This window comes from Chryseobacterium sp. GP-SGM7 (assembly GCF_049166575.1).
GTDB lineage: Bacteria > Bacteroidota > Bacteroidia > Flavobacteriales > Weeksellaceae > Chryseobacterium.
Genome location: NZ_JBMHFF010000003.1, coordinates 407,041 through 432,571, shown reverse-complemented (window position 1 = coordinate 432,571; position 25,531 = coordinate 407,041). Strand labels below are relative to the sequence as shown.

Sequence of the window (25,531 nt, the reverse complement as noted above, 5' to 3'; positions counted from 1 at the left end):
CATATTATGGATAATCAAAATAACCAAAATGATCCATTAGGATCCATTGAGCCTTTAAAAAGTTTCGATCCGACACCTTCAATGAGTCAGTCACTACAGCCTGATCCTGCTGCACCGGCAGTTTTGATGGATAGAGACGGAAATGTAAATTTAAATCAGATTCAGGATGCTGATCGTGCAAAATACGAAATGGTAGCCAATGCAATCGACGAAACAAATCCCGGATCGATCGTTAATTTCGGCTCAGAATTACAGAAAACCTTAGCGAATCAGAGTGATAGTTTCTTAGGTAATGTAAGAAGATCGAATTCTGGTGAAGTAGGAGAATTGATCAATAATTTATTGATTGAATTAAATTACGTTGACGTAGACGAAATCAACAATGGAGGAGTAAAAGGTTTTTTAAGTAAAATTCCTTTTATGAAAAAAATGCTGACGCAGGTTGATAATCTTTTCGCTAAATACGATAAAATTACAAGCAATATCGACCAGATTTCGCATAAAGTAAATGCCGGAATTATTACTTCGACAAAAGATAATGCAGTTTTACAGACTATTTTCGACAGCAACGTCAATTCTATTAAAGCCATTGAAGATTTGGTAATTGCCGGAAATCTTAGAATGGAAAAAGCAGCCGTTGAGCTAGCTCATATGGAAGCGAATGTTCAGAATTTTGCCGATTACCAGATTGCTGATAAAAGAGATTTTATCAACAGGTTAGACAGAAGATTGGCTGATTTAAAGGTTGTTCGTTTGATTATGATGCAGTCTCTTCCGCAAATAAGATTGGTGCAGAATAACAACGTTTCGATTGCTGAAAAAGCGCAAACTATTTTAACAACCACTTTACCGGTTTGGAAAAACCAGCTTTCTTTAGCAGTTGCCATGCACAGACAACAGCAGAATATCGAGATTCAGCAGAAAGTTTCGCAGACAACAGAAGATATTTTAAGAAAAAATGCAGAACGTTTGGGTCAGAATTCAAGAAATGTAGCGAGAGCAAACGAACAGACTATTGTTTCAGCTGAAACATTGAAAGAAACGACTGCAATGTTGATCAACACTTTGAATGAAGTAAAACAGATTCAAAAGCAAGGTACAGAAAGCAGAAGAAAACTGGATCAGGATCTTCAGACTTTAGAATCAGAATTAAAAGCAAACATCAGAGGTTAATAAGAGGGTAAAAAGGTGAATGAGGAGGTTGCAACCATAATGTCTCAAAGCAAAAGAAGATTAACAAGGCTTAAACTTCTTGCTAATTTCTTTGAAAATGTTGATATCATTGCGATTTATATCAAAACGGATATCATCCACAATTTATTTAATGAAAATCAGACATTAGATTATAATAAATTGGAGCTTTTTCACCTTCAATATACCGACAGTCTTATCGAATTGCTGACCAAAATAAAAAAGAAAAAGGAAAACGATTTATTGGCGGTCATCAATGAAATCAATATCAACAACCGATACATTGCTTCTTTCGAAGAAAAAAAGAACGACAGTTTTGAAACCGACAGAAAAATCTACAGCGGAATTTTTTCTGAGCATCTGAGAAATCTCTACAAAGATTTAACAGAAAACAGGGCACTGCTGAACTGGAATGATGTACTGTATTTTCATAAAAAATATGCTGCAGAATTTTACAGAGCAGATTTTGATGAGGAGAAATTAAAACCTCAATCTGTTCCGTTTTACCAGTACCAAGATTATTGTATTGAGCGGAAATTATTAGGGAAGCTTAATATTCAGAATTTTAAAGTTCGTTTTGTCTGTGGTTATCGGGTTGAAAGAGATGAATATGAACTGTTTAAAATTTTTCAGTCGGATGATCATTTTGTCTTCAATGTAGAAGAAAAAAAAATGTATCTGATTGATGATGAAGATTTAGAATCATTAAATACGAATGAGAACGAATCGAATCAGATTTCAATAATCAATCAGCTGAAAAGAAAGAATGAAGACTTGGAAGAAACCATGGAGTTTAAGAAAAAATCTCTTTCCGAAGATGTTGAATTGGTTTTAAAAGATTACCTCAGAAATCTCGAAAACATCGATATTATGAGCAAAATATTTGATGTCAACGAAGAAACAAATATTCTTCGGGCAATGCTTAATTTGAATATCAATAATTAAAGTAAAAAGTAAAAAGTAAAAAGTAAAAAGTAAAAAGATTTATTAAATTCAATTTTTTACAAGCTTTTTGTCTAAACTGCTATCATTTGCTGAGTGAAACGCCTTTGCGAACGAAAAATATGCAGAACAGTTTAAAAAAATCTTTGCGCTCTTTGCGTTTAAAATAGACACAAAGATTCAAAAAAATAACAAAAACAAAATATAATAATGGCTATTAACTTACAAAAAGGTCAGAGAATAAACCTTACCAAAGAAAACGGAACAACACTTTCCCAGGCTTGTGTAGGAATTAATTGGGGAGCAATCGAAAAGAAAAGCTTCTTTGGCGGAACTTCAAAAGAAGCAGTAGATTTAGATGGAAGCTGTATTTTATACGATTCAAATAAAAATGCTACTGAAGTTATCTATTTCGGAAACTTAAAATCAAAGAACGGATCTGTAACACACAGTGGAGATGACTTAACAGGTGACATTAATGGTGATGATGGATTAGATAACGAAGTGATCACAGTTGATTTTTCTAATCTTGATGCGGGTGTTGAGCATGTTGCCATGGTTTTACACAGCTACAGAGGTCAGGATTTTGGGACAATTCCTTTTGCGTCAATCAGAATTTACGAAGGAACTCCAACTAATGTAAGAGAGGTTTTTGCGAAATACGATATTGCAAATGATAAATCTTTCAGCGGTCACGTTTCAATGGTGATGGGAGTTTTTTACAAAAGAAATGGTGAATGGAAATTCAACGCGATCGGAGATCCTACTTCAGATAAAAAATTAGAGCAGACTGTAAAAACTGTTCAGGAAAGATATTTGTAGAATAATTCAATTCATTCAATATTTTTTATTGAAACGAAATTAGATTTAAATAAGCAATAGCTGTATATTTACAACTATTGCTTTTATCATATAATAAACAAAAACTAAAGTGGAACAACATCAAAGTATTTTAGAACTGCACCCTGGTTTGGTGTGGGGATTTGCGATCACGGTTGTGATTATGCTACTTCTCGATTTAGGAGTTTTCAATAAAAAAAGCCATGAAGTTTCATCCAAAGAGGCTACAATCTGGTCAGTGGTTTGGATTTCACTTTCAATGATTTTCTCAGGAGTGGTGTATTGGGTTTTCAATACCGACGGATCTCCGCAAAGTCATGCTTTGGCAGTAGAAAAATTCACACAATATCAAGCGGCTTACTGGATTGAAAAAGCACTGTCCGTAGATAATCTTTTTGTATTTATCCTGGTTTTCGGATTCTTTAAAGTGCCGAAATTCCTGCATCACAAAGTGTTATTCTGGGGAATTATCGGAGCATTAATTTTCAGAGCAATTTTCATTTTTGCAGGAGTTGAATTAATTGATTTAACCTATTTACCTGAAATGAATATCTTCGGCCATGCGGTAAGAATCAATGTTGTAATGACACTTTTCGGATTATTCCTAATCTATGCAGGAATTAAATCCTGGGGTGATGGTGGCGACGATGACGACGAAGATTACAGTGATACAGCAGGTGCGAAATTAATTAAAAGCTTCTGGAAAGTTTCAGATAATTACGTGGGAGATAAATTCTTCACCATACAAAACGGAGTAAGAATGGCAACACCACTTTTGGTTGTGGTTGCAGTTATTGAATTTACCGATGTACTTTTTGCAGTGGATTCTATTCCGGCGATTTTTGCGATTTCAAATGATCCTTTTATCCTTTATACATCGAATATTTTTGCGATTTTAGGATTAAGATCTTTATATTTCCTATTGGCGAACTTTATTCATATGTTCAGTAAATTACCGTATGGATTGGCAATTATTCTGGCATTTATCGGTGTGAAAATGTTGATTGCGCCTTGGTATCACATCACCTCTCCGGTTTCGTTAGGAATTGTAGGTGGCGTTTTGGTACTTTCCGTACTTCTTTCCATCATGTTTCCGGATAAGAAAGAGGATGAAGAAAAAGAAAAAATAGAAGAAAATTAATACAGGAAAGGCTTTACAAATCGTAAAGCCTTTTTTATGTTCAAACCTTCAAGGTTTTCAAAACCTTGAAGGTTTTTTTGCAAGAAATTCACACTTCATATTTCTATCAACCATCAACTAAAAACCATCAACCTTATCTATACTTCAGAAGCTTATTAATCTTTTTCCTCGTCTGCAACGATACTTTATAGGCTTCATCTCTCAGTTTCTGAATTTTCCCGACAGGTTGAAAGATTTCTGCACTATCAAAAGGATTAAATGATAACAATTCGTTCTCGCAATTATTAGGATTCAGCAAAGAATTTTTATCAATTTTAATTTCTCCGATTTTAATGAAAGGAGAGTTTATCCATTCTACATTGAGTTTATTGATAGGCTGATCTTTCAAATCATAACAAAACTGAATAAAAACATCTGCCAAATAATCCTGATTTAGACAAAAATTTTCAACCGATTCTTTGACTGAATTTCTTCGTCCAAAATTTTTCTGAACATTTCTCGGGCTCATTTTAATTTTGATCATTTTATCATCAAAACGATACGCTCCAACAGAATGGTAATCAAAAGAAAGCATAAAATTGTTCTTATTTAAAATAAATTTCCATACATTTTTTAGAAATGAAGGATTCAATGTTGAAGGAATAATTTTATAAAAATGGTTTAATAAGGGAATTACATTGCTCCATTTTTTTAGAAAAAACCGATTCAAAGAAGTGAAAAACTGTAAAAATGTCGAAACAGAACTCACTGGAAACAGTGGGAAATTCACCAAAGGATAATTGGAAATTGTTCGTCCTGATTCATCTTTTATTTTAATGGAAAAACCATACGCCGGAATGTCTCTTTTGTTTTTATTTATTTTTAAATGAGCATTAGATAATCTTGCAACTATTTCGTATTTCTCGCTGTCGAAAACATATTTTAAATCTCCCGGAATATCTTTATTAATGATAAATTCACCTTTTAAAACGGCATAAGTTTTTGCGTGGGCATTTCTCGTTGCATAATTCACGTCACTTATTGTAGAAGAATATTCCACAAAATCGACAATGCTATTTTTTGTTTCTTCCAAAAGTTGTTTTTCTTCATAGCTTAGTTTTTCAAAGTTCTTATTATATCGTAACGGATCTGGCATATAGTTTTTAAAAAGTCAATGATAACGCCAAGTTTTTAATTCTGCGTTACGAGAATATTAAACATTTTTAAAGTTTGTGGTGCTGTAAGCAGAAAAGATCACTTTCAGTACTTCCAGCTTCCAGCTTCCATCATCCAACCATAAAACCTTATCTTTGTAAAAAAAAATTATGGGAGTAGCAGATTTGTTATTTAAGAAAAAAAAGGAATTGGCCGAAAAAAACCTGAAAGATGGTCAGGAATATATGTTTGAATATGGCAAAAGAGAAAGTGTAGTCCAGTTACCGAGCGGGTTGCAGTATGAGATTATTACCGAAGGAGATGGCGCAAAACCGGGACCGAAATCGATGGTGAAATGCCATTATCATGGGACGACAATTGCCGGAAAAGTTTTCGATAGTTCTGTGAAAAGAGGAACTCCGGCTTCATTTCCTTTAAATAAAGTGATTAAAGGTTGGACCGAAGCTCTGCAACTAATGTCGGTTGGAAGCAAGTGGAGATTAATTATTCCGCCTCATCTGGCTTACGGAGATCAGCAAATCAGCAAAGAAATCGGACCAAATTCTACATTGGTTTTCCAGGTGGAATTGTTGGAGATTAAATAATCTGTTTATCAAAATAAATAAAAAAATTCACCTGTTGTTCAGGTGAATTTTTTTATTTGCACTATATTAGTACCTGTTCCAAAATTTTTTAATCCGGTTTCAATGAAAAAGATTTACTTTTTTTGCGCTGTTTTTATGCTGATGGTTTCGTGTGTTTCTAAGAAAAATCAGACCATCAGACAAAATATTTTGACTTTGAAAGACAGCTATTGCAAAGCACCTTTCAAATATAATTATGAAGAAAAATTGCCTTCATACAATTCAGATTCTATTATTTCTGCTAATCGACAGTTGAAAACTATTTTTTCAGATCAGAGTATTCTGGTTCTAAATGCTTTGGATAATCTGGATGAAGTGAATGAAATTATGAAGCTTAAAAAAGATTCTTCTTTAAGCTCTCAGGTAAAAGTTTTACAGTTAAAAATGAAAATCAACAGCAAAATTACCATTGCTCTTACTGAATTAGACGCAGTTGCCGCAGAATTTGACTGTGAAGGAGAACGTGTGGCTCAAATCGGAAATTACGTTGATAACTTGAACGACTCCCGAAATAACAAACTTATTTTATATTCGATTGCAGCCGGAGCAGTCGCATCGATTGCAGGTGGAATTGTAAAAGATGATGCTTGGAGCAGTGCCATTGATATTACCGGAGGTGCTTTGGGAGCTGGTTTTGGTTTGGCAACTTTAAATCCTAAAGGCAAAAAAGTAGAATTTATTCACCAAAGAAATTTACTGAGAGATATTTGGAATGAAAAGTTGGAATCTTCAAATTTTCCACCATTTATTTGGTATATGTACAGTGAAAAAAGGTTTTCCAATAAAGAAAAACACTCCATTATTTCGAGTATGAAAGAAAGATGGCTGCATTACCAGTTTGATGATAATAAAGATGCGGCAGATCAATCTGTAATTTTCAAAGATGGGGGCTTTTACAGAGCCGATGATCTGCATAATCGGGCTGCAATGCTCAACCAGATGCAGTCTGCAACCCGTACAATAAATCAGACGATTAATTACCTGCTTTTGGATTTGGATAAGTTGATTTTATGATTCTGAATAGTTTTAAACTAAAATATTTCTCTGGATAAATCATTTTTTTCATGTTTAAGTAGAACGCCTTTGTTTAACTTAAAAAGCATTTAGTAGTAAAAAAAATTATAATTTTTAAATAATTTTGAATCTGTAAATTTGCCCTAATCTACTTAAAGAATGTCGGAATTAAAGAAAATCAGAGAACAACACAATCTAACTCAAGAGGAATTAGCCGAAAAATCGGGAATTTCTGTAAGAACAATCCAACGAATTGAAGCAGGAACCGAGCCGAAAGGTTACACCCTGAAAACTCTTGCTGCAACTCTCGAGATTGCTGAAAAAGATTTATTAACTCCGATTCTTCCGGCTGAAGAAATAAGCGATAATAGTGAAGAAAATGCTCAGGAAGTAGAGTATAAAGATGACATTAATTATCGTTTAGTGAAAATCATTAATCTCTCATCGATACCTTTTGCGTGGTTTCCTATCGTCAATTTTTTGTTGCCATTATTCCTCATGTTATTTACAAAACAAAAATCTCAAATTGTAAAACAGATTATTTCTCTTCAGATATTTTTAGCCATTATTTCTCCCATAATCTTCATGATTGTAGCTTTATTAAAGTTAGGTTCAACTTCCGTTATGTTGACGATGATTACATTAACGTTGACAAATATTTTTATTATTTTGAGAAATACATATGAAATTGATAAGAAACAATGTCTTCGTTTTAGATTGAATTTCAGTATTATATAAATTTAAAAGCTAATTGTCGGGTTTTTGTCGGGTTTTTTTTTGAATTAAATTTGATTTATTCTGAATCTTTGTCAAAAATAATTCAATGACAAAAAAACTTAATCTTATTATTTTTATTCTCATCTTTTTCTTCGGAAACATACATGCTCAAATTGAGAAAAAATCGCCGTTATTTTTAGAATTAAAAAAGGAAGACAGTATCTTTTTTGAACGTGGATTCAATAATTGTGATATGGCTTTCTTAGAAAAGAAAATGGATGATAATTTGAAATTTTATCATGACACTGGAGGTTTTCAGGATAAGAAATTATTCATAGAAAGAACAAAACAGAATATTTGCTCAAATCCCAATCAAAAACCAATTCGTAAAGTGATTGAAAGCAGTTTAGAAGTTTTTCCACTGTATAACAACGGTGTTTTGTACGGAGCAATACAAACCGGAGAGCATCAGTTTTACATTCGTGAAAAAAATAAACAAGATGTTTTGGGTGGTCATGCAAAATTCACAACCGTATGGACAAAAAAAGACGGCAAATGGATGATGAGTGACGTTTTGAGCTATGATCACGGAGATCCTAATAAATCAAAACTGACAGATAACTTTGAGCAATTGATGAAAAGTAATAATATCCCGACTTTGGGTTTAGGAATAATTGAAGATGGAAAATTAAAAGAAATAAAAGTTTATGGAAAATTAAATGATAAATCTACTGCTTCTTACAACAGTCTTTTTAATGTTGCTTCTTTGACAAAGCCTGTTACTGCAATGACGGTTTTACGTTTGGTAAGTATTGGTAAATGGAATCTTGATGAACCGCTTGACAAATATTTTATTGATAAAGATATTGCAAATGATGTGCGACATAAAAAGTTGACAACAAGATTAGTTTTGAGCCATCAAACAGGCTTTCCGAATTGGAGATGGATGAATAAAGATAAAAAACTTGCTTTCGAATTTGATCCCGGAACAAAATATCAATATTCTGGAGAAGGTTTTGAATATCTTAGAAAAGCCGTCGAAAATAAATTTCATAAAAGCCTTGAAGAACTTGCGAAAGAGTTTGTTTTCCAACCTTTAGACATGAAGGACACAAGTTATATTTGGAATGAAAAGAATTTTTCTGAAAGAATGGTTGTCGGTTATGACAAAAATGGAAAAAGTTATGATATCGTGAAAAATAAAACTCCAAATGCAGCCGATGATTTAATAACTTCAATAGAAGATTACGGAAAGTTTTTAGCAGCAGTATTGAATAATGATTTATTGATTCCCAAAGTTTTCGAAGAAATGAAATCGAAGCAGATTGAAACTAAAAAAGATAAATATTTCGGACTCGGATTTGAAATTTACAATCTTGGAGATAACGAAATAGCCTTATCTCATGGTGGTTCAGATAAAGGCGTTAATACCATTGTCTTCCTTTTACCTGAAACAAAAAAAGGGCTGATTATTTTTACCAATGTTGAAGATGGCTATAAAATATATGAACCGATAGTCAATTATTATCTAGGTGCTATTGGCAAAAAAATTATTGAAATAGAAACAAAATAATTTTTAACATCTTAAATGTAATTATTTTTGTTACAATTAAAATATTTGTATATTTGCACTGTAATTACAATGAACAACACAAGATTTGCCACGGCAATACATATCATGACTTTATTGGCGGAAAGTCCGCAAAACTGGCTCACTTCCGAATGGATGGCGGGAAGTATTAATATTAATCCTGTAATTGTTCGTAAAGAAATCGGTGTTTTAAAAGAAGCTGGTTTAATTATAAGCAGACAAGGGAAAATTGGAGGGGCTCAATTGGCAAAAAGTTCAGATTTGATAAGTATTTCTGATATTTATTTAGCCGTGAAAAATACTGAAGTTTTAGGTAAAAGAAATAATAACCCGAGTCCTCTTTGTAGTGTTGGAAAAAATATTAACAGTCATCTTAATGTTTTGTTTGGCGAAACCGATCAGTTGGTTTTAAAATTTTTAGGAAATAAGACGTTGAAAGAGTTTACAGAACAGTTTAAATAAAAATTTTTAACATAAATTGTAACAAAAATTATTACAATTAATTAAAATAATATCAAACGAAACCGAAAGGTTCGTGAATTCCTTTAAAAATAAATAAAAAAAGTATGAACAAAAAAGTAGCAGTAATCGGAGCAACCGGTTTTGTGGGAACACAAGTAGTAAAAGAGCTTTTAAGCAGAGGTTTTGAAGTAGAAGCAATCGTAAGAGATGCTTCAAAAGTAAATGAAACTGATAATATAAAAGCAAAGAGCATTGATGTCAACAATGTTGAAGCTTTAGCAGAAGCTTTAAAAGGAAACGACGCAGTAATCAACACGTTCAACGCAGGATGGACGAATCCTAATCTTTATGATGATTTCTTAAACGGATCAGTCAATATCGAAAAAGCAGTTGAAAAATCGGGTGTAAAAAGATTTATTACCGTTGGAGGAGCGGGAAGTTTGTTTATCAACGGAAATCAATTGGTAGACGGACCGGATTTTCCTGCAGACATCAAACCAGGAGCAACTGCCGCAAGAGATTATTTAAACAAAATCAAAGAAAATATAACGTTGGATTGGACATTCTTTAGTCCGGCAATTGAAATGCATCAAGGAACTGCAGGAATCAGAACCGGAAAATACAGAACTGGTCTTGAAAATCCTGTCTTTAATGATGAAGGAAGAAGTGTACTTTCTGTAGAAGATGTTGCGGTGGTTTTGGTTGATGAACTGGAGCAGAATAATCACATTCGTGAAAGATTTACCGCAGCTTATTAATTTGAAATTCTACTTGAATTTTTAGAGAGCCAGGAAGTGGTGACCTTTTAAAGAATCGGGTAAAACCCGATAAAATGAATATGATTATCAAAAAAGTTCCGGCGACACTAATGTGTCGCCGGAACTTTTACTAACAATAAAATTATAAATTCATAAACAATTTAGGATTTACAGGTGCATTGTTTTTATGCACTTCATAATGAAGATGAGGTCCCGTAGAACGTCCTGAATTTCCTGATTTTGCGATAACCTGTCCTACTTTTACTTTATCATTGGTTTTTGCTACCAGTTGCGAAAGATGTCCGTAAAGTGTTGCCAATCCATTTCCATGGGAAACAATCACACAATTTCCATAACCGCCTTTTTGTCCTGAGAAAATAACGGTTCCGGCTGCCGTTGCAACCACATCAGATCCGAAAGCTACGGCAATATCCAACCCTTTGTGAAACTGCATTTGATCAGCTTCAGCAGGAGCATTATTTTTTTCAGTCGGAGTTTTAGAAACAACCGTATTTTTCGCCGTTGAGCTTGCCGGAGCAGAAACAGGAGCGCTTGCAGTTTTTGGAGTTACCATTACTTTTACTTCTCTTTTATTTCCATAACTATCGGTTATCTCAATGATTTTTTCTACCGGTACAGTTTTTACTTCAGGTTTAGAAGCAGCCGCTGCAACACTTGTATTTTCTTCTGCAATTGGTTTTACAGAAGCAAAAACTGTTTTAAAAGGAATCGGGTTTTTTCTGATTCCGAAATTAGAGGAAATATAACCATCGGTTGGCATTCCCAAAGGAACCTGCATCAGTTTTTGCTGAAGATTCATCAGATATTCGCTGTATCTGTTTGATTGTTTTGCCAGATAAATTGAGTTTGAGATACTGTCGTTATCAAGAACCATTAGTTTTTCGTTCTTAATATCTTTTGATTTCAGAAAAGAATTCAGTTGGGAAACTGTTTGATCAACTAAGCTAAGATCGGTCTTCATTTTAAGATAATCAACGCTGTCTTTTTCTGTATTTATTTTTACCAAATTTACTTCATAGTTTCTGTTATCTTTTTCCGAAAACAATTTGGCAATGAAAATACTTTGTGCAAAAACGATAAGTGAAAGTCCGCTAATCAGGACTGTTACTTTCTTTTTGCTTCCTAAAAATTTCTTCATTTTTCTTTCTCTTAGAATTTAAAAAGGTTTTAAGGGTGCAAATTTAGTTAAAAATAGACTTTTGGTATTATTCTTAACAAAAATTTATAAATACTTCTAATAAACGGTGTTTTAATTATTTAATTGTGTGAGAATATTAAATTTTCAGAATTAGAGAGATAATTCGATGGCATAATTTCTGATATTTCTTTGTTTTAATATATTTGCACATCAATTTCAATTATGGCGAAAAAGAAAATCAACTCAGATTCTTCAACTGCAAAAAATAATAAAAATGACGTCACAGTTGGCGTTGTAGGAAGCGGAAGTTTTGCAACAGCAATCGTAAAAATGCTTGTTGAAAACTGCAAAACCGTTCATTGGTGCGTAAGAAATGAGTTTGTAAAAGGTGCAATTGAACTTCGGGGACACAATCCGACTTATTTGACTGCGGTCAATTTTAATCTTAAAAATTTGAAACTGACAACGGATGTCAACGAGCTCGTAACAGCTTGTGATATTGTTGTTTTGGCGACGCCGTCTATTTATCTCTCAGACACTTTGGATAAAATGAATTGCGATTATAAAGATAAAATTTTTGTTTCTGCGATTAAAGGGATTATTCCTAAAGTGAATGATGTGGTTGCGCATTATCTGAAAGAAGAGTTCCAGATTGGTTTCAGAAATCAGGCGGTAATTGCTGGACCTTGTCATGCAGAAGAGGTAGCAATGGAAAGGCTTTCTTATCTTACACTTGCAACGGTGGAAGACGAAACTTCACAAAAATTAGTTAATATTTTTAATTCAGATTTTATAAAAGTACAGTCAAGCAAAGATATTTTGGGAAATGAATACAGTGCGATTCTTAAAAATATTTTCGCGATCGGAGCAGGAATTGCAAGTGGTTTAGGCTACGGAGACAACTTTATAGCAGTTTTCGTATCCAATGCCATCCGTGAAATGGAAATTTTCCTTGAAGCAATTTATGAAGCACCAAGAGATGTTAACGAAAGTGCTTATTTAGGAGATTTACTCGTTACGGCATATTCATTATTCTCTAGAAACAGAAACTTAGGAAATTTAATCGGAAAAGGATATACCGTAAAATCTGCCATTCAGTCGATGAACATGGTTGCGGAAGGGTATTATGCAGCAGATTCTATTTATAAAACATCTAAAGAAAAAGGTTTAAAACTTCCAATCATTGATACCATTTACGGAATTTTATATGAAGGAAAGAATGCTGAAAAGCAGTTTAAAAAGCTTACAGCAAAATTAGATTAGAATTTTTTTAAATATAGATGAGAAAAACATCAGTAATTTATTGCTGGTGTTTTTTTAAGTTTAAATTGAAATTCTTATTAATGATTTTAACAATAATTCTTGTTAAAAATCATCGGATATATCTTTTTGTCTGAAAACTTTTCCCGAAATTAGTGTAAAATTTCACAGAATGTCACAGCAGATTACAAACAGAACTCCCAAGCCAAAATATGACGTGGTATTGATCGGAGGCGGAATAATGAGTGCAACTTTAGCCACTTTACTTCATGAGTTTGATCCCGATTTAGAGATAGCAATTTTCGAAAGACTCGGAAGATTCGCCAAAGAAAGTACCGCTGCATGGAATAACGCCGGAACAGGTCATTCGGCATTTTGTGAACTCAATTATACTCCCGAAAAAGAGGATGGAACAATCGATATTTCAAAAGCAGAAAAAATTGCCGAACAGTTCGAAATTTCAAAACAGTTCTGGTCTTATTTAATTGATAAAAATTACATCCAGAATCCACAGGAATTTATCAATTCTTGCGCACACATGAGTTTGGTGTTTGGTGAAAAAGATGCAGAATATCTTCAGAAAAGACATGAAGCAATGAAAGATTCACCTTTATTTTCTGAAATGCAATTCTCAACCGACCATGATAAACTGAGAGAATGGATTCCTTTGGTGATGAGCAAAAGAAACCAAACTGAAGTTTTAGCAGCCACAAAAATGGATTTGGGAACTGATGTCAATTTCGGAACACTCACCAGAAAAATGGGACGTCATCTTTTGGAAGATTCTCATGTGGAAGTTTTTCTTTATCATGAAGTAAAAGATATTGATCCACGAGAAGACGGAAAGTGGGAAATGAAGGTGAAAGACCGTATCAACAGTCACAAACAGGAAGTTGTCGCCGATTTTGTTTTCATCGGAGCGGGAGGTTATGCTTTGCCATTATTGGATAGTTCGGATATTAAAGAAAGTGAAGGTTATGGTGGTTTTCCGGTTTCGGGAGAATGGTTGGTAACGCACAATCAGGAATTAGTGAAGCAACATCAGGCAAAAGTCTACACTCAGGCTACCGTTGATGCGCCTCCAATGTCTGTTCCGCATTTAGATTTAAGAATTATTGATGGCGAAAAAGCTTTACTTTTTGGTCCTTTTGCTGGTTTTTCCACTAAATTTTTAAAAGAAGGAAGTTATCTTGATTTGCCTGAAAGCGTGAATACAAAAAATCTCCGTTCTTTATTTGGAGCTTGGTGGCATAATATTCCCCTGACAAAATATCTGGTACAGCAGGTTGCGATGACAAAAGCTCAGAGAATTCAGCATTTAAGAGAGTTTGTGAAAGATGCAAAAGAAGAAGACTGGGAATTGAAAGTTGCGGGACAGCGTGTTCAGATCATTAAAAAAGATGATAAATTGGGTGGTAAATTAGAATTCGGAACTGAGGTTGTTGTTAACGAAAAAGGAACCATCGCATCACTTTTAGGAGCTTCTCCCGGAGCTTCAACGGCAGTTTTCGCCATGTTAAATGTTTTAGAAAAATGTTTCCCAGAAAAACTTCATGGTGAATGGAAAGATAAATTGCTGGAAATGATTCCGTCTTACGGGCAAAAATTATCCGAAAATCCTGAACTTACCAAGCAAGTAAGAGCAAACAGCAAAGAAAAATTAGAACTTAAACATTAAACTATGGGTAATGTGTAATGAGCAATCAGTAATTTTGCAGTTCGAATTGCTCATTACTTATTACTCATAAAAAAAGATGGACGTACTCACAAAACCTATTATTGCACAGGAAATCTTAGAATCTCTTCAGACAAAAATTGAGGAAGAGAAACAGGTGATTGTGCATTGCTGTTTTCCGGCGTCACCGTTTTTAGGGAATTTGATTAGAATTTGGAATACCACCGTTCTTATTGATCAGAATTCTTCTCATAAAAGCAAATTGATTCATGCTGAAAACATCAGTATTTATCCTAACTGGACTGTAGTTCCCTTTATGAAAGATTTTTGGTTTACATTGGTCTTTACAGGTTTGCCCAAAGATTGCAAAAGTTTTGATTTTAAAGAAGAAATTCCCGAAGAAGGCGGATTTTTTGTGAAATCAATAAAAAGAAATTCATCTGATATTTATAGAATTAAAATTTCAGAGTAGATTTAAATTTAAACTAAAATGAAGAAAATCATATTGATTATTTTGGCTTTTTTTCCTTTGTTTATGTTTTCTCAGAAAGCTAAAAGCAGCAATTCTTTGATAAACAATTCAAAACATATAAAAGAAGTTGAAAAATTTCAGGCAGATTTAAATAAAGAATATCTTGACAAAAAAGAAACGCCATTACGTGGAGATAATTTTATTAATTTCAGGCAGCATCCTTTTTTTCCAATTAATCTGAAATACAGAGTAACTGCAAAATTTGTTAAAAATGAAAATCCTAAACCTTTTAATTTGCCCACTTCTTCAGGGAAATCAAAATCATATCAGGAGTATGGGAAGGCAACATTTGATTTAGAGGGGAAATCCTATACATTAACAATCTATCAAAGTTTAGATTTAATGAAGATGGAAGAGTATAAAGACTATCTTTTTCTTCCTTTTCGCGATGAAACCAATCAGAAAGAAACATATGGCGGCGGGAAATATATGGATTTAAAAATCCCGAAAGGTAATACGGTCGTGTTAGATTTTAATCAATCTTACCAGCCTTTTTGCGCTTACAACGCTTATGATTACAATTGCCCGATTGTTCCGCAAGAAAATAAACTTCCTGTAGAAATCAGAGCAGGAGTGATGTACAAAGATATTTATAATCATTAAGTTATGGTAGAATTACAATTTTTTGAACCGAAACATCTATCTGAATTAACTTATAGTCTGGATGAAATTCAGGCACAATATTCTTCTTTACCCAAACAGGCATTGGAAAGAATTGAATCAAGAAATCAAAATGACGACTTTTTTGCGTATCCCATTACGATTTTTTACGATGATAAAGTGGCAGGATTTTGTGTTTTAGATTTTGGTGCCGATAAACTTGAACTGACCGACAATTCTGATGCTGTTTTGCTTCGTTCGTTATCTGTAAATCCCGAATTTCAGGGAAAAGGTATCGGAAAATCTGCCATGGTTGCCATTGATGATTTCGTTAAGCAGCATGATAAAGATTGTAATGAAATCGTTTTGTCTGTCAATGAAAGAAATGATTTGGCTTTTCAAATTTATCAGAATCAAGGCTATATTTACGATGGTAAAAAAATAGACGGGAGAAGCGGACCACAGTTGGTGATGTCTAAAATTTTAGATTAATTTAAAAAATAAACGATCAGTTTGGCGTGAAACTTTCAATTGATTTTAAATATTATAAAATCAAGATATGGAGGTTTCATTAAAAAATCAAGTCGCAATAATTACCGGTGCATCCAGCGGAATAGGAACAGGAATTGCAAAATCTATTGCTTCGGCAGGAGCAACGGTCATCATTAATCATTCATCCGAAAACTCAACAGATGAAGCTCAGAAAGTTTTAGAAGAAATTCAGGAAAACGGAGGAAACGGAATGGTTTATCGGTGTGATGTCTCCAAAGAAGATGAGGTTGTAAAAATGTTTGCAGACGTGATTTCTGAATATGGAACGGTTGATATTTTGATTAACAATGCAGGAATTCAGAAAGATGCCAAATTTATTGATATGACCGTTGAAGAATGGGATACCGTGATGGGAGTCAATCTTCGTGGGCAGTTTTTATGTTCGAGAGAAGCTATAAAAGAATTTCTACGCCGAGGAATAGATAAAACCCGATCGGTTGCCTGTGGAAAAATCATTCATATCAGTTCGGTTCACGAAATTATTCCTTGGGCAGGTCATGCCAATTATGCAGCAAGCAAAGGGGCAATAAAAATGCTGATGCAGACTTTGGCGCAGGAACATGGCGCCGATAAAATCCGGGTTAATTCTATTTGTCCCGGAGCGATTCAGACTCCTATTAATAAAGATGCGTGGGGAACTCCTGAAGCGATGAATGATTTGATGCAGCTCATTCCGTACAACAGAATCGGTCAACCCGAAGATGTAGGAAATCTGGCTGTTTTTTTGGCGAGCGATTTAGCAGATTATATCTCAGGAACGAGTATTTTCATCGATGGCGGAATGACAAGTCTTGAAAGTTTCTCAAACGGCGGATAGTTTTTGGCGCACAATTCCGGCTTTCACTACTCGCTTTTTTGTGCCATGCATTTCCCTTTCCTGCAAAAAGAGCTCAAACATGCCGTTCAATCCGGGGCGCAGTCGGTCTATTAATCAATATTAGTTTTTATTTAAAAATCAGTCAATAATGAATTCCGAAAAAGAAAGAGTAAAAGATGTTTCCTGGAAAAAATGGGGTCCTTATGTAAGCAATCGTGAATGGGGATTGGTGCGTGAAGATTACAGTAAAGACGGCGATGCATGGAATTATACCAATCACGATACCGCTGAAGCAAAAACATACAGATGGGGTGAAGAGGGAATCTGCGGAATCTGTGACGATATGCAGAAACTGGTTTTTTCCGTAGGTTTTTGGAATAAAAAAGATAAAATGGTGAAAGAACGCTTCTTTGGATTGTCAAATGAGCAGGGAAATCATGGTGAAGACGTGAAAGAATATTTCTACTATCTAGATTCTACACCTACTCATTCTTACATGAAGATGCTTTACAAATACCCGCAGAATGAATTTCCTTACGAAGATTTAGTAGAAACAAATGCAGAAAGAACCAAAGACGAACCGGAATATGAACTGATCGACACCGGAATTTTTGATCAGAATGAATACTTTGATATCTTCATAGAATATTCCAAAGAAAGTCAGAATGATGTTCTGGTGAAACTCACGGTTGTTAACAAATCTGGTAAGCAGGCATCACTCATCATACTCCCAACAATCTGGTTCAGAAATACCTGGAATTGGGGTTACGACGGTTATAAACCAATATTAAATTCAGAACAGCCAACACACATAAAAGTCGCCCACAAAGATGTTGAAATTAAAAATTTCTATGCTAAACAATCTTTAAAAGCCCTATTCTGTGAAAATGAAACCAATAACGAAAGGCTTTACCAATCTTCAAACCTGTCAAAATACTGTAAAGATGGCATCAATAATTACATCATTAATGGAAATATATCCTCAGTCAATCCACAAAACGCCGGAACAAAAGCATCTTTTTTGATTGATGAAAATTTTAACCCAAAAGAATCGAAAACTTTCGAATACAGGCTTTCTGATAAAGATTTAGATAACCCTTTTGAAGATTTTGAGGAGATATTTCATCTAAGAAAAACAGAATCGGATGAGTTTTACGCAGAAATTCAGAACGGAATAGAGACAGATGACGAAAAAATGGTTCAAAGACAGGCATTTGCAGGAATGCTTTGGAATAAAATGTTTTATCATTACAATGTCGATAAATGGCTTAAAGGAGATCCTGCAGATCCGAAACCACCAAAATCCCGTGAGAAAATCCGAAATTACGATTGGAAACAGCTAAATAATGAGCACATTATTTCCATGCCCGATAAATGGGAATATCCTTGGTATGCGACATGGGATTTAGCCTTTCATACCATTAGTTTATCACTTATAGATCCTGATTTTGCAAAATATCAGCTGAAACTTTTCCTTTTTGAATGGTATATGCATCCCAACGGACAGTTTCCGGCTTATGAATGGGATTTTAGTGACGTGAATCCGCCGGTTCATGCATGGGCGGTTTTCAGAGTATTTAAAATTGATGAATATCTGAAAGGTAAGCCGGATTTGGAATTTCTTGAAAGTGCCTTTCAAAAACTTTTAATGAATTTCACATGGTGGGTAAACAAAAAAGACAACAACGGAAACAATATTTTTGAAGGCGGATTTTTGGGTCTCGATAATATTGGTGTTTTCGATCGAAATGCTGTACTTCCGAATGGCGAACATCTGGAACAGTCTGACGGAACAAGCTGGATGGCAATGTTTGCGCTCAATATGATGAGGATTGCTTTAGAATTGGCTCAATACAATAGGATATATGAAGAAATGGCAACAAAATTCTTTGAGCATTTCTTATATATTGCCAATGCGCTGGATAATATGGGTGAAGAGCATTTCAGTCTTTGGGATGAGGAAGACGAGTTTTTCTACGATGCAATTTCTTCTGGTGATGGTAATAATCAATTCTTAAAACTGAGAACAATTGTAGGATTGATTCCCATGTTTGCGGTTGAAGTGATTGATGACGAAATGATAGAAAAACTCCCCAGTTTCAAAAGCAGAATGAAATGGATTCTTGAGAACAAACCTGAGCTCGCCGCTTTGGTTTCGCATTGGGAAGTGAAAGGTGAAGACTCTAAACATTTGCTTTCACTTCTCCGCGGCCACCGTTTAAAAAGATTATTAAGCAGAATGCTGAATCCGAAGGAATTTCTTAGTGATTATGGCGTTCGTGCTTTATCGAAGGAATATGAAGAGAATCCCTATCAATTAAATTTAAACGGAACAGATTATTCAGTAAAATACAAGCCAGCCGAAAGCGACAGCAAACTTTTTGGAGGAAACAGCAATTGGCGTGGTCCGGTTTGGTTTCCTGTTAATTTTTTAATTATTGAAAGTCTTCAGCGTTTTTTCTTTTATTACAGCCCGGATTTTATGGTTGAATATCCTACAGGAAGCGGAAATTATTCAAACTTAGATCAGATTGCAGATTCTTTAGGCAAAAGACTGTCTCAATTATTTTTGAAAGATGAAAACGGAAACCGACCTTTTAACGGTCAGTATCCAAGATTTCAGACTGACCCGGATTTTAAAGATTATATTTTGTTTTACGAATATTTTCATGGTGACAATGGGCGTGGAGTAGGAGCGTCACACCAAACAGGATGGACAGGTTTAATTGCAAAAATTCTGCAGCCTCGATATAGTAAAAAGTTAATAGCAAAATCTGAAACTGAAATGCCAAAAAACTGTGACAATCATTAAAGGTTACTCAAAAATCTGCTGAATGATTTCCAAAGAATTTGGCGTTCTGAAATCAGAAACATGATAATGATAATAGATTAATATACTGTCTAAAAAATTCTTCCTTAAATTTTTGGGAATTTTAATTTCATAAGGATTTGGGGAAGATAAAACCAACTTCCAAAGCATGGAATTTTCGCTGTCGAAAAAATGATGTGTTCCGCTGTTGGTAAAAATTCCGGTTTCGGGATCTAGGAAATTACCTTCACCTAAAAGTGGTGCTACACCCTGTATCTTTAAAATTTTAATTAAAAAAAACAGATGTGAACGATAATTCTCTAGATTTAACTGCTGAATAAACTCATCGATGGCAAAAAAAACTAACGGATTTTTATTTTCATGTCTTAAAACCTGATTCAGGAAATCTGCAATAAAAAATATAACAGTATTGGCTTTAATGTCGGTATAAACATCACTTATTTCCGTCATTTCAAATTTTGAAACCGTCTGAATACCTGTGCTTCTACCTGAATTAACAGAAAAATTGAGTTTACTCAGTGGAAGTAAAAAAGCTTTTTTCTTATTCTTTTTACTATAAATTCCTTTCAGAAAATACGTCTGAAAACCATCTTCTTCGGTAAAACAATGAAGAACCGCATCGTTTTCTCCATATTTTATAAATGAAAGTAAAAATCCGTTTTGAGAAGTCATTAATTCACTACCGCTATTTTTGCCGTAGCCTTATCTGAACCGTCTTCGTTGGTCATCAAAACAAAGTAAATTCCCGAAGCAACTCTTTTACCCTTTTGATTATTCAGATTCCATTCGTAATATCCGGTTCTTGCGATTGCAGAATGAACAAGATTTCCTGCGGCATCAGTGATTCTGATATTCGTTTTTTCAGCCAGACCTTTTATTGTTACATTTCCTTTAAACTGGGAATAGACAACAGGATTGGGGTAAACCAAAACGTTCCCGAAATTTGAAGTTACATCTGCAACATTTCCCTGATACGTTACAATTCCGTCAAAGGTTACAAAATAAACTTTTCCGGTTTTTTTATCTACTTTAATATCAGTAACTGTGTTTGTAGGTAAGGGCGAATTATCTTTTGTGAAATGCATAATGGTTTGTTCACCCGATGCTGATAAATAGTAGACTCCGCCATCTTCTACAGAAACCCATTTCTGGTTACCTCCGTCAACTTCTACATGAAGAATCGGTGCATCTCTAAAAAGTTCCTCAGCAAGATTGCCTTGTTCGATAACGATAGGTTCTAGCTGTGGATTGTTTTTTACTTCGTTTACGGCATTTGGTAAAATTCTAAGTCCGGTTTGGGCACCGATCCAGGCATCACCGGATTTGTCCATAGCAAAAGAAACTGAAGCTCCCGGAAGACCATTTGACTGATCGAGTAAATATTGCGTGTCATCCGAAGGATTTGCTGTTTTCTTTGTGTCGTAAACCAGGAAATTGGTCGTTCTTGGTAAAGGAATCCAAAGTAAATCATTGCTGAACGTTGGAAACTGAATTCCTGCACTTGCATTAAGATTTTTTAGTAAAAAACTGTCGGTAGTTCTATCATAAAATGCGAGAGCCGAAGAGGATCCGAAATAGCCAATAGTGGCAAAAAGATTATTTTGATCATCTGAAGTAAAGCCGACAGGTCTGTTGCCATATCCATCTGGTGCGCCAAGATCATAGCGCTTGACGAAATCAAAGTTTTTAGATGTTGTGTTGTATTTCATTTTGTAAATACCGTGACCTCCTGCCGAAGTGGTCGCATAATTGGTGAAAAAAACATCTGAAGTATTCGCCGGGTCAGGAAATGCATCCAAAACATTGAAAAGAGTTGTGCTTCCTACGAAAATTGAAGGATAAATCCATTCTGTGCCCGTAAAATAATAAAATCCCGGATTTTTTGGGTTAAACTGTGACTGGTTGTAGCCATCTATTCTGGCTCCTGTAGAAACTAAAAGCTGATTTTCATTAAATAATCTTATTTTGTAAGCATAATTAAAATAAGGGCCATCTGGCTTATAAGTTATATTATCTTCGGTTTTTATTCCTGAAAGTACGGTTCCGCCATATATTTTCGAGCCTACCGTTGTTGCCGTGTTGCATTCTTCTCCCACTGTAGACGCTCCTGTAGAGTTTCCGTTTGTGTTGTAGGTATAAATTCTTGCGCCATCGGTCACAATAATGCTGCCGGAGGTAACCACCACATCTTTAATTCCACTAAAAGTCTGAGATAAAGGAGTAGACGTTCCGTTATTGTAAAGATAAGTAGTGTTTGCAGATGAAAAAGCCAAAACGTTTTCTGAATCTATATCGATGAAATTTCCTGTCATTTCTGTCGTCCAGGTTGAAAATACAGGAAAAGTAGTATTTAGCTCATGAGTTTTCAGCCCTGTATTGGTTACAGAAAAAACTTTATTTCCTAATATCGTGGCTTCATTGCTCGCCTGAAAAACGCCTCCACTGATAAAAAATGCAGAATCACCGAATTCTTTCTTTTTTAGATCAAAAATAGAAACTCCATAGCCTACGGAAACAACTGCTCTGTCTCCGGTAATAGAAATATGATTGATTTTTTTACTGCCGTTATAACCTGTTGCAATAGGAATATCTACAACATAAACTACGCCTTGTGCCGTAATTACATCTAGAGAGCCGTTTTGATAACCCACCAAACCAATTTTTGTTTGCGGATTATAATCAAACGCTGAGATTTTTACATCGTGAAGACCATTTGCTTTTGAAAGCTTTGTGATTTCTCCTGTGGAAATTGTATAATAAAAAATCCCGTTTTCTGTGGCGGCAACGATTTTTCCGTTATCTTCTTTCATCGCCAGAACGTTGTTGTAAGAAAACAAGTCTGCCCATTTTTTTGAAGAAATATTCTGCGCATTTACAAATTGTAAAGCTGCGAAAATACCAAAAGAAAGTAGTGAGATTTTTTTCATATTGTAGAGGTCTATCGTTTTTAAGTTCATCCCGAATAGTCGGAACAAATTATGCTATTATATTGCTGTCGATTACCTGATTGTTCCAGGAAATCTGTTTTACGTTTTTATTTTGATCAAAAAAGAAATCGAGTCTGCCTAAAAGAAGTCCCGCCCAACCTACTTGGTTCACCAAAACATTTTTCCCTTGTCTGTTTTGAAACGTTTGAGGCTCTGGTAAGAAAGTATGAGTGTGTCCGCCCAAAATTAAGTCAATATTTTCTGTTTTTGAAGCTAAAATTTTGTCACTCAATTTATCAGGTTCACCTTTATAGTCGTATCCGATGTGTGAAAGACAGATCACTACATCACATTTATGTTCATTTTTTAAAAAGTTTGAATAGTGCTGTGCGACTTCAATAGGATCATTCCAAATCGTTTCTCCGTATTGTTTTTTTCCTACTAAACCTTCAAGCTGAATTCCCACACCAAAAATTCCGACTTTGATTCCGTTTTTGTTGAAAATTCTGTATTGAGAAGTTTTTCCGTCTAAAATGGTGTTTTTAAAATTGTAATTTGAGCAGATAAAAGGAAACTGGGCATTCGGTAGTACTTTTAAAAATCCATCCAGACCATTGTCGAAATCATGATTTCCCATGGTGGAAGCATCATATTTCATCATCGACATCAGTTTAAATTCCAATTCACCTCCGAAAAAATTAAAATAAGGAGTCCCCTGAAAAATATCTCCGGAATCCAGCAGCATAACATTGCTTTCTTCGCTTCTGATTTTCTGAATTAAAGTGGCTCTTCTCGCAAAACCACCCTGATTAGGATTTTTTGTATAACTCGAATCAAAAGGTTCAATTCTGCTGTGCTGATCATTGGTATGAAGAATTGTAAGTTTGGTTGCGGGTTTAAAAGAATTCAGATTTAACTCTTCTGCCATCAACAAATTGGGAGCTAAAGACATGGCTAAAGTTCCACCGGTGATTGTTTTTAAAAAACTCTTTCTATTCATTATTTCTTCCCGATAAAATTTAAACGAACCTCTTCTTTAGGATTGATTTGCTGATTTTTCTTAAAATAATCAATAAATAAATCTCTTAATTTGATGCCTGTAGGAATCATTTCTCCTTTGCTGAAAAACTTCATATTATCTCCTCCCAAAGCTAAATAATCTGATGTTGCCACATAATAATCCTGATTAGGATTTACGGGCTTTCCATTAATTAAAGTTTTAACAACCTGCTTATTCTGAGTTTCAATATATAAATGAGAAACCGGATTATTGGTTTCATTTTGAGCATAATAATCAAAAAGTCCCTGCAAATCTGAACCTTTGAATTTTACAATAATCACCTCATTTTCAAAAGGCATTACTTCAAACACATTTTTCAGCATGATATCGCCTTTGCCGATTGTCGTACGAATTCCACCGATGTTAATCAAAGCTGCGTCTATATTTTTATTTAAATTGGCTTTCGCCCAAACGTCAGCTCCATCAAATGTAAAGTCGGCTAAAAGATTTCCCAAATTGCTGTTGTCGCCCTCTTTCGTTAAATCAACCTGCGTATAAGAGATTTTCTGATTCATCTCTTTATTGAGTTTCAACGTGTAAGGTTCGATAAATTTGGCAAATTCCTCATCATTTTTCAGCTCATTATTAATGGAAATGTTTTTTTGAGTCTCCACATTCGCTACCTGTAACGACGTTGTTTTGCAGGCAGTAAGTGAAACCAAAGCAATTCCTAGTAATAAGAATTTATTTTGCATAATATCTTTTAGTATATGCAAATATAATTATATGTATAATAAAACATCAGTAATTATTATAAATTCTTATCTTAAATTATTAAATTTGAACAAAATAATTTTAACAGATGAGCATTTTAAAAGGAGTTGGTGTTGCTTTGGTTACGCCCTTTAATGAAGATTTATCCGTTGATTTTGACAGTTTAACAAAACTTGTAAACTACAATATCGAAAACGGAACCAATTATTTAGTTGTCTTAGGAACTACGGCAGAAGCTGCAACGCTTTCAGCTGAGGAGAAGAAACAGGTAGTAGATCATATCATTAAAGTAAATAATAAACGCCTTCCGCTGGTTTTAGGAATTGGTGGAAACAATACGCTTGAAGTTAAAAAACAGATTGAAGAGGCAGATCTTTCAGATTTTACAGCAGTTTTATCTGTGTCTCCTTATTACAACAAACCTAATCAGGAAGGGCTTTATCAGCATTATAAAATGTTGGCTTCTACGGGAAAAAATATTATCATTTACAACGTTCCTTCAAGAACAGGACAAAATGTTGAGGCAGAAACTACTCTACGTTTGGCAAAGGAATTTCCAAATTTATTCTTAATTAAAGAAGCTGCACCGAATATTCTTCAATACTTTGATATTTTGAGAAAAAAGCCTGAAGGTTTCAATTTGGTTTCCGGAGATGATGAGTATACGCTTCCTGTAACTTTAGCGGGCGGAGCAGGAGTTATTTCTGTAATTGCACAAGGATATCCGAAAGAATTTTCTACGATGGTTCAGCTGGCTTTTGATAAAAAAGTGGATGAAGCATATGAAATTCATAATAAATTGGTTGAAATCACAAGATTGATTTTTGCTGAAGGAAATCCTTGCGGAATTAAAGCGGTTTTAGCAGAAAAGGGAATCATTAAAAATTATCTGAGACTTCCTTTAGTTCCTGCTTCAGAAGGACTTTACGGGAAAATTAAAGCTGAAATGGAAAAGATTTAGTATTTTAAAT

At 34.4% G+C, this 25,531-nt stretch carries 24 protein-coding genes; 18 read left to right on the top strand and 6 right to left on the bottom strand.

The genetic code is table 11. From position 1 onward, the window contains the following. The first annotated feature begins 6 nt into the window (after positions 1 to 6). The 4 genes from ACOOWA_RS14425 (at position 7) to ACOOWA_RS14410 (ending at position 4,114) form a co-directional block, all read left to right on the top strand. Positions 7 to 1,173, top strand: a complete 1,167-nt coding sequence (locus ACOOWA_RS14425) for a toxic anion resistance protein (protein WP_421376234.1) — start codon at positions 7 to 9, stop codon at positions 1,171 to 1,173. Between the two features lie 39 nt (positions 1,174 to 1,212). After that, on the top strand, positions 1,213 to 2,136 hold the full coding sequence (locus tag ACOOWA_RS14420; RefSeq protein ID WP_421376232.1) for a hypothetical protein: 924 nt from the start codon (positions 1,213 to 1,215) through the stop codon (positions 2,134 to 2,136). A gap of 207 nt (positions 2,137 to 2,343) precedes the next feature. Further along, positions 2,344 to 2,955 (top strand): TerD family protein, encoded by a 612-nt coding sequence (locus ACOOWA_RS14415; RefSeq protein ID WP_421376231.1) that lies wholly within the window; start codon positions 2,344 to 2,346, stop codon positions 2,953 to 2,955. Between the two features lie 109 nt (positions 2,956 to 3,064). Continuing rightward, positions 3,065 to 4,114 carry a TerC/Alx family metal homeostasis membrane protein gene (locus ACOOWA_RS14410; protein ID WP_421376229.1) on the top strand — a complete coding sequence of 350 codons (1,050 nt, stop codon included), beginning with the start codon at positions 3,065 to 3,067 and terminating at the stop codon, positions 4,112 to 4,114. 133 nt (positions 4,115 to 4,247) lie between these two features. On the opposite strand, the gene ACOOWA_RS14405 is transcribed toward ACOOWA_RS14410, so the two are convergent. After that, entirely contained in the window at positions 4,248 to 5,249 is a 1,002-nt protein-coding gene (locus tag ACOOWA_RS14405) for a catalase (protein WP_421376227.1), read from the bottom strand. A 169-nt stretch (positions 5,250 to 5,418) separates the two neighbouring features. Here ACOOWA_RS14405 and ACOOWA_RS14400 point away from each other — a divergent pair, with 169 nt between their 5' ends. The 6 genes from ACOOWA_RS14400 to ACOOWA_RS14375 all read left to right on the top strand — a co-directional run bounded on the left by ACOOWA_RS14400 (position 5,419) and on the right by ACOOWA_RS14375 (position 10,434). Next, complete coding sequence (locus ACOOWA_RS14400; RefSeq protein ID WP_421376225.1) at positions 5,419 to 5,853, top strand: FKBP-type peptidyl-prolyl cis-trans isomerase; 435 nt, start codon at positions 5,419 to 5,421, stop codon at positions 5,851 to 5,853. A gap of 102 nt (positions 5,854 to 5,955) precedes the next feature. Further along, complete coding sequence (locus ACOOWA_RS14395) at positions 5,956 to 6,906, top strand: hypothetical protein (protein ID WP_421376223.1); 951 nt, start codon at positions 5,956 to 5,958, stop codon at positions 6,904 to 6,906. Positions 6,907 to 7,065: 159 nt separating this feature from the next. Continuing rightward, a complete protein-coding gene (locus tag ACOOWA_RS14390; RefSeq protein WP_421376221.1) occupies positions 7,066 to 7,644 on the top strand; it encodes a helix-turn-helix domain-containing protein in 579 nt (192 codons plus the stop codon). 85 nt (positions 7,645 to 7,729) lie between these two features. Next, positions 7,730 to 9,196 (top strand): serine hydrolase, encoded by a 1,467-nt coding sequence (locus ACOOWA_RS14385; RefSeq protein WP_421376219.1) that lies wholly within the window; start codon positions 7,730 to 7,732, stop codon positions 9,194 to 9,196. A gap of 69 nt (positions 9,197 to 9,265) precedes the next feature. Then, positions 9,266 to 9,676, top strand: coding sequence for an Rrf2 family transcriptional regulator (locus ACOOWA_RS14380; protein ID WP_421376217.1), 411 nt, complete (start codon positions 9,266 to 9,268; stop codon positions 9,674 to 9,676). Between the two features lie 104 nt (positions 9,677 to 9,780). After that, positions 9,781 to 10,434 (top strand): NAD(P)-dependent oxidoreductase, encoded by a 654-nt coding sequence (locus tag ACOOWA_RS14375; RefSeq protein ID WP_421376216.1) that lies wholly within the window; start codon positions 9,781 to 9,783, stop codon positions 10,432 to 10,434. 142 nt (positions 10,435 to 10,576) lie between these two features. On the opposite strand, the gene ACOOWA_RS14370 is transcribed toward ACOOWA_RS14375, so the two are convergent. Further along, complete coding sequence (locus ACOOWA_RS14370; protein ID WP_421376214.1) at positions 10,577 to 11,593, bottom strand: M23 family metallopeptidase; 1,017 nt, start codon at positions 11,591 to 11,593, stop codon at positions 10,577 to 10,579. A gap of 222 nt (positions 11,594 to 11,815) precedes the next feature. On the opposite strand from ACOOWA_RS14370, the gene ACOOWA_RS14365 reads away from it, so the two are divergent. The 7 genes from ACOOWA_RS14365 (at position 11,816) to ACOOWA_RS14335 (ending at position 19,841) form a co-directional block, all read left to right on the top strand. Then, complete coding sequence (locus ACOOWA_RS14365; RefSeq protein ID WP_421376212.1) at positions 11,816 to 12,856, top strand: NAD(P)H-dependent glycerol-3-phosphate dehydrogenase; 1,041 nt, start codon at positions 11,816 to 11,818, stop codon at positions 12,854 to 12,856. A 169-nt stretch (positions 12,857 to 13,025) separates the two neighbouring features. Beyond that, positions 13,026 to 14,531, top strand: coding sequence for a malate dehydrogenase (quinone) (gene mqo, locus ACOOWA_RS14360; protein ID WP_421376210.1), 1,506 nt, complete (start codon positions 13,026 to 13,028; stop codon positions 14,529 to 14,531). 76 nt (positions 14,532 to 14,607) lie between these two features. Next, on the top strand, positions 14,608 to 15,000 hold the full coding sequence (locus ACOOWA_RS14355) for a hypothetical protein (protein WP_421376208.1): 393 nt from the start codon (positions 14,608 to 14,610) through the stop codon (positions 14,998 to 15,000). Between the two features lie 18 nt (positions 15,001 to 15,018). Continuing rightward, positions 15,019 to 15,663, top strand: coding sequence for a DUF1684 domain-containing protein (locus ACOOWA_RS14350; RefSeq protein ID WP_421376207.1), 645 nt, complete (start codon positions 15,019 to 15,021; stop codon positions 15,661 to 15,663). A 3-nt stretch (positions 15,664 to 15,666) separates the two neighbouring features. Next, positions 15,667 to 16,152 (top strand): GNAT family N-acetyltransferase, encoded by a 486-nt coding sequence (locus ACOOWA_RS14345; RefSeq protein ID WP_421376206.1) that lies wholly within the window; start codon positions 15,667 to 15,669, stop codon positions 16,150 to 16,152. Between the two features lie 67 nt (positions 16,153 to 16,219). Next, positions 16,220 to 17,029 carry a glucose 1-dehydrogenase gene (locus tag ACOOWA_RS14340; protein WP_421376204.1) on the top strand — a complete coding sequence of 270 codons (810 nt, stop codon included), beginning with the start codon at positions 16,220 to 16,222 and terminating at the stop codon, positions 17,027 to 17,029. Positions 17,030 to 17,177: 148 nt separating this feature from the next. Then, positions 17,178 to 19,841, top strand: a complete 2,664-nt coding sequence (locus ACOOWA_RS14335) for an MGH1-like glycoside hydrolase domain-containing protein (protein WP_421376203.1) — start codon at positions 17,178 to 17,180, stop codon at positions 19,839 to 19,841. Between the two features lie 3 nt (positions 19,842 to 19,844). Here ACOOWA_RS14335 and recO read toward each other — a convergent pair whose 3' ends face one another. The 4 genes from recO to ACOOWA_RS14315 are packed head-to-tail and all read right to left on the bottom strand — an operon-like array spanning position 19,845 to position 24,541. Beyond that, a complete protein-coding gene (gene recO / locus ACOOWA_RS14330) occupies positions 19,845 to 20,531 on the bottom strand; it encodes a DNA repair protein RecO (protein WP_421376201.1) in 687 nt (228 codons plus the stop codon). Beyond that, positions 20,531 to 22,786: a T9SS type A sorting domain-containing protein gene (locus ACOOWA_RS14325; RefSeq protein ID WP_421376200.1), complete on the bottom strand. Its 2,256-nt coding sequence runs from the start codon at positions 22,784 to 22,786 to the stop codon at positions 20,531 to 20,533. Before ACOOWA_RS14325 ends, recO begins: the two co-directional genes overlap by 1 nt. 49 nt (positions 22,787 to 22,835) lie before the next feature. Beyond that, entirely contained in the window at positions 22,836 to 23,786 is a 951-nt protein-coding gene (locus ACOOWA_RS14320) for a bifunctional metallophosphatase/5'-nucleotidase (protein WP_421376199.1), read from the bottom strand. Beyond that, the gene (locus ACOOWA_RS14315; RefSeq protein ID WP_421376198.1) at positions 23,786 to 24,541 is read right to left on the bottom strand and encodes a 5'-nucleotidase C-terminal domain-containing protein; all 756 of its coding nucleotides are present in this window, start codon (positions 24,539 to 24,541) and stop codon (positions 23,786 to 23,788) included. The genes ACOOWA_RS14320 and ACOOWA_RS14315 overlap by 1 nt, the downstream gene beginning before the upstream one ends. A gap of 107 nt (positions 24,542 to 24,648) precedes the next feature. On the opposite strand from ACOOWA_RS14315, the gene dapA reads away from it, so the two are divergent. Next, positions 24,649 to 25,521: a 4-hydroxy-tetrahydrodipicolinate synthase gene (gene dapA, locus ACOOWA_RS14310; protein ID WP_421376197.1), complete on the top strand. Its 873-nt coding sequence runs from the start codon at positions 24,649 to 24,651 to the stop codon at positions 25,519 to 25,521. Positions 25,522 to 25,531 lie beyond the last annotated feature (10 nt).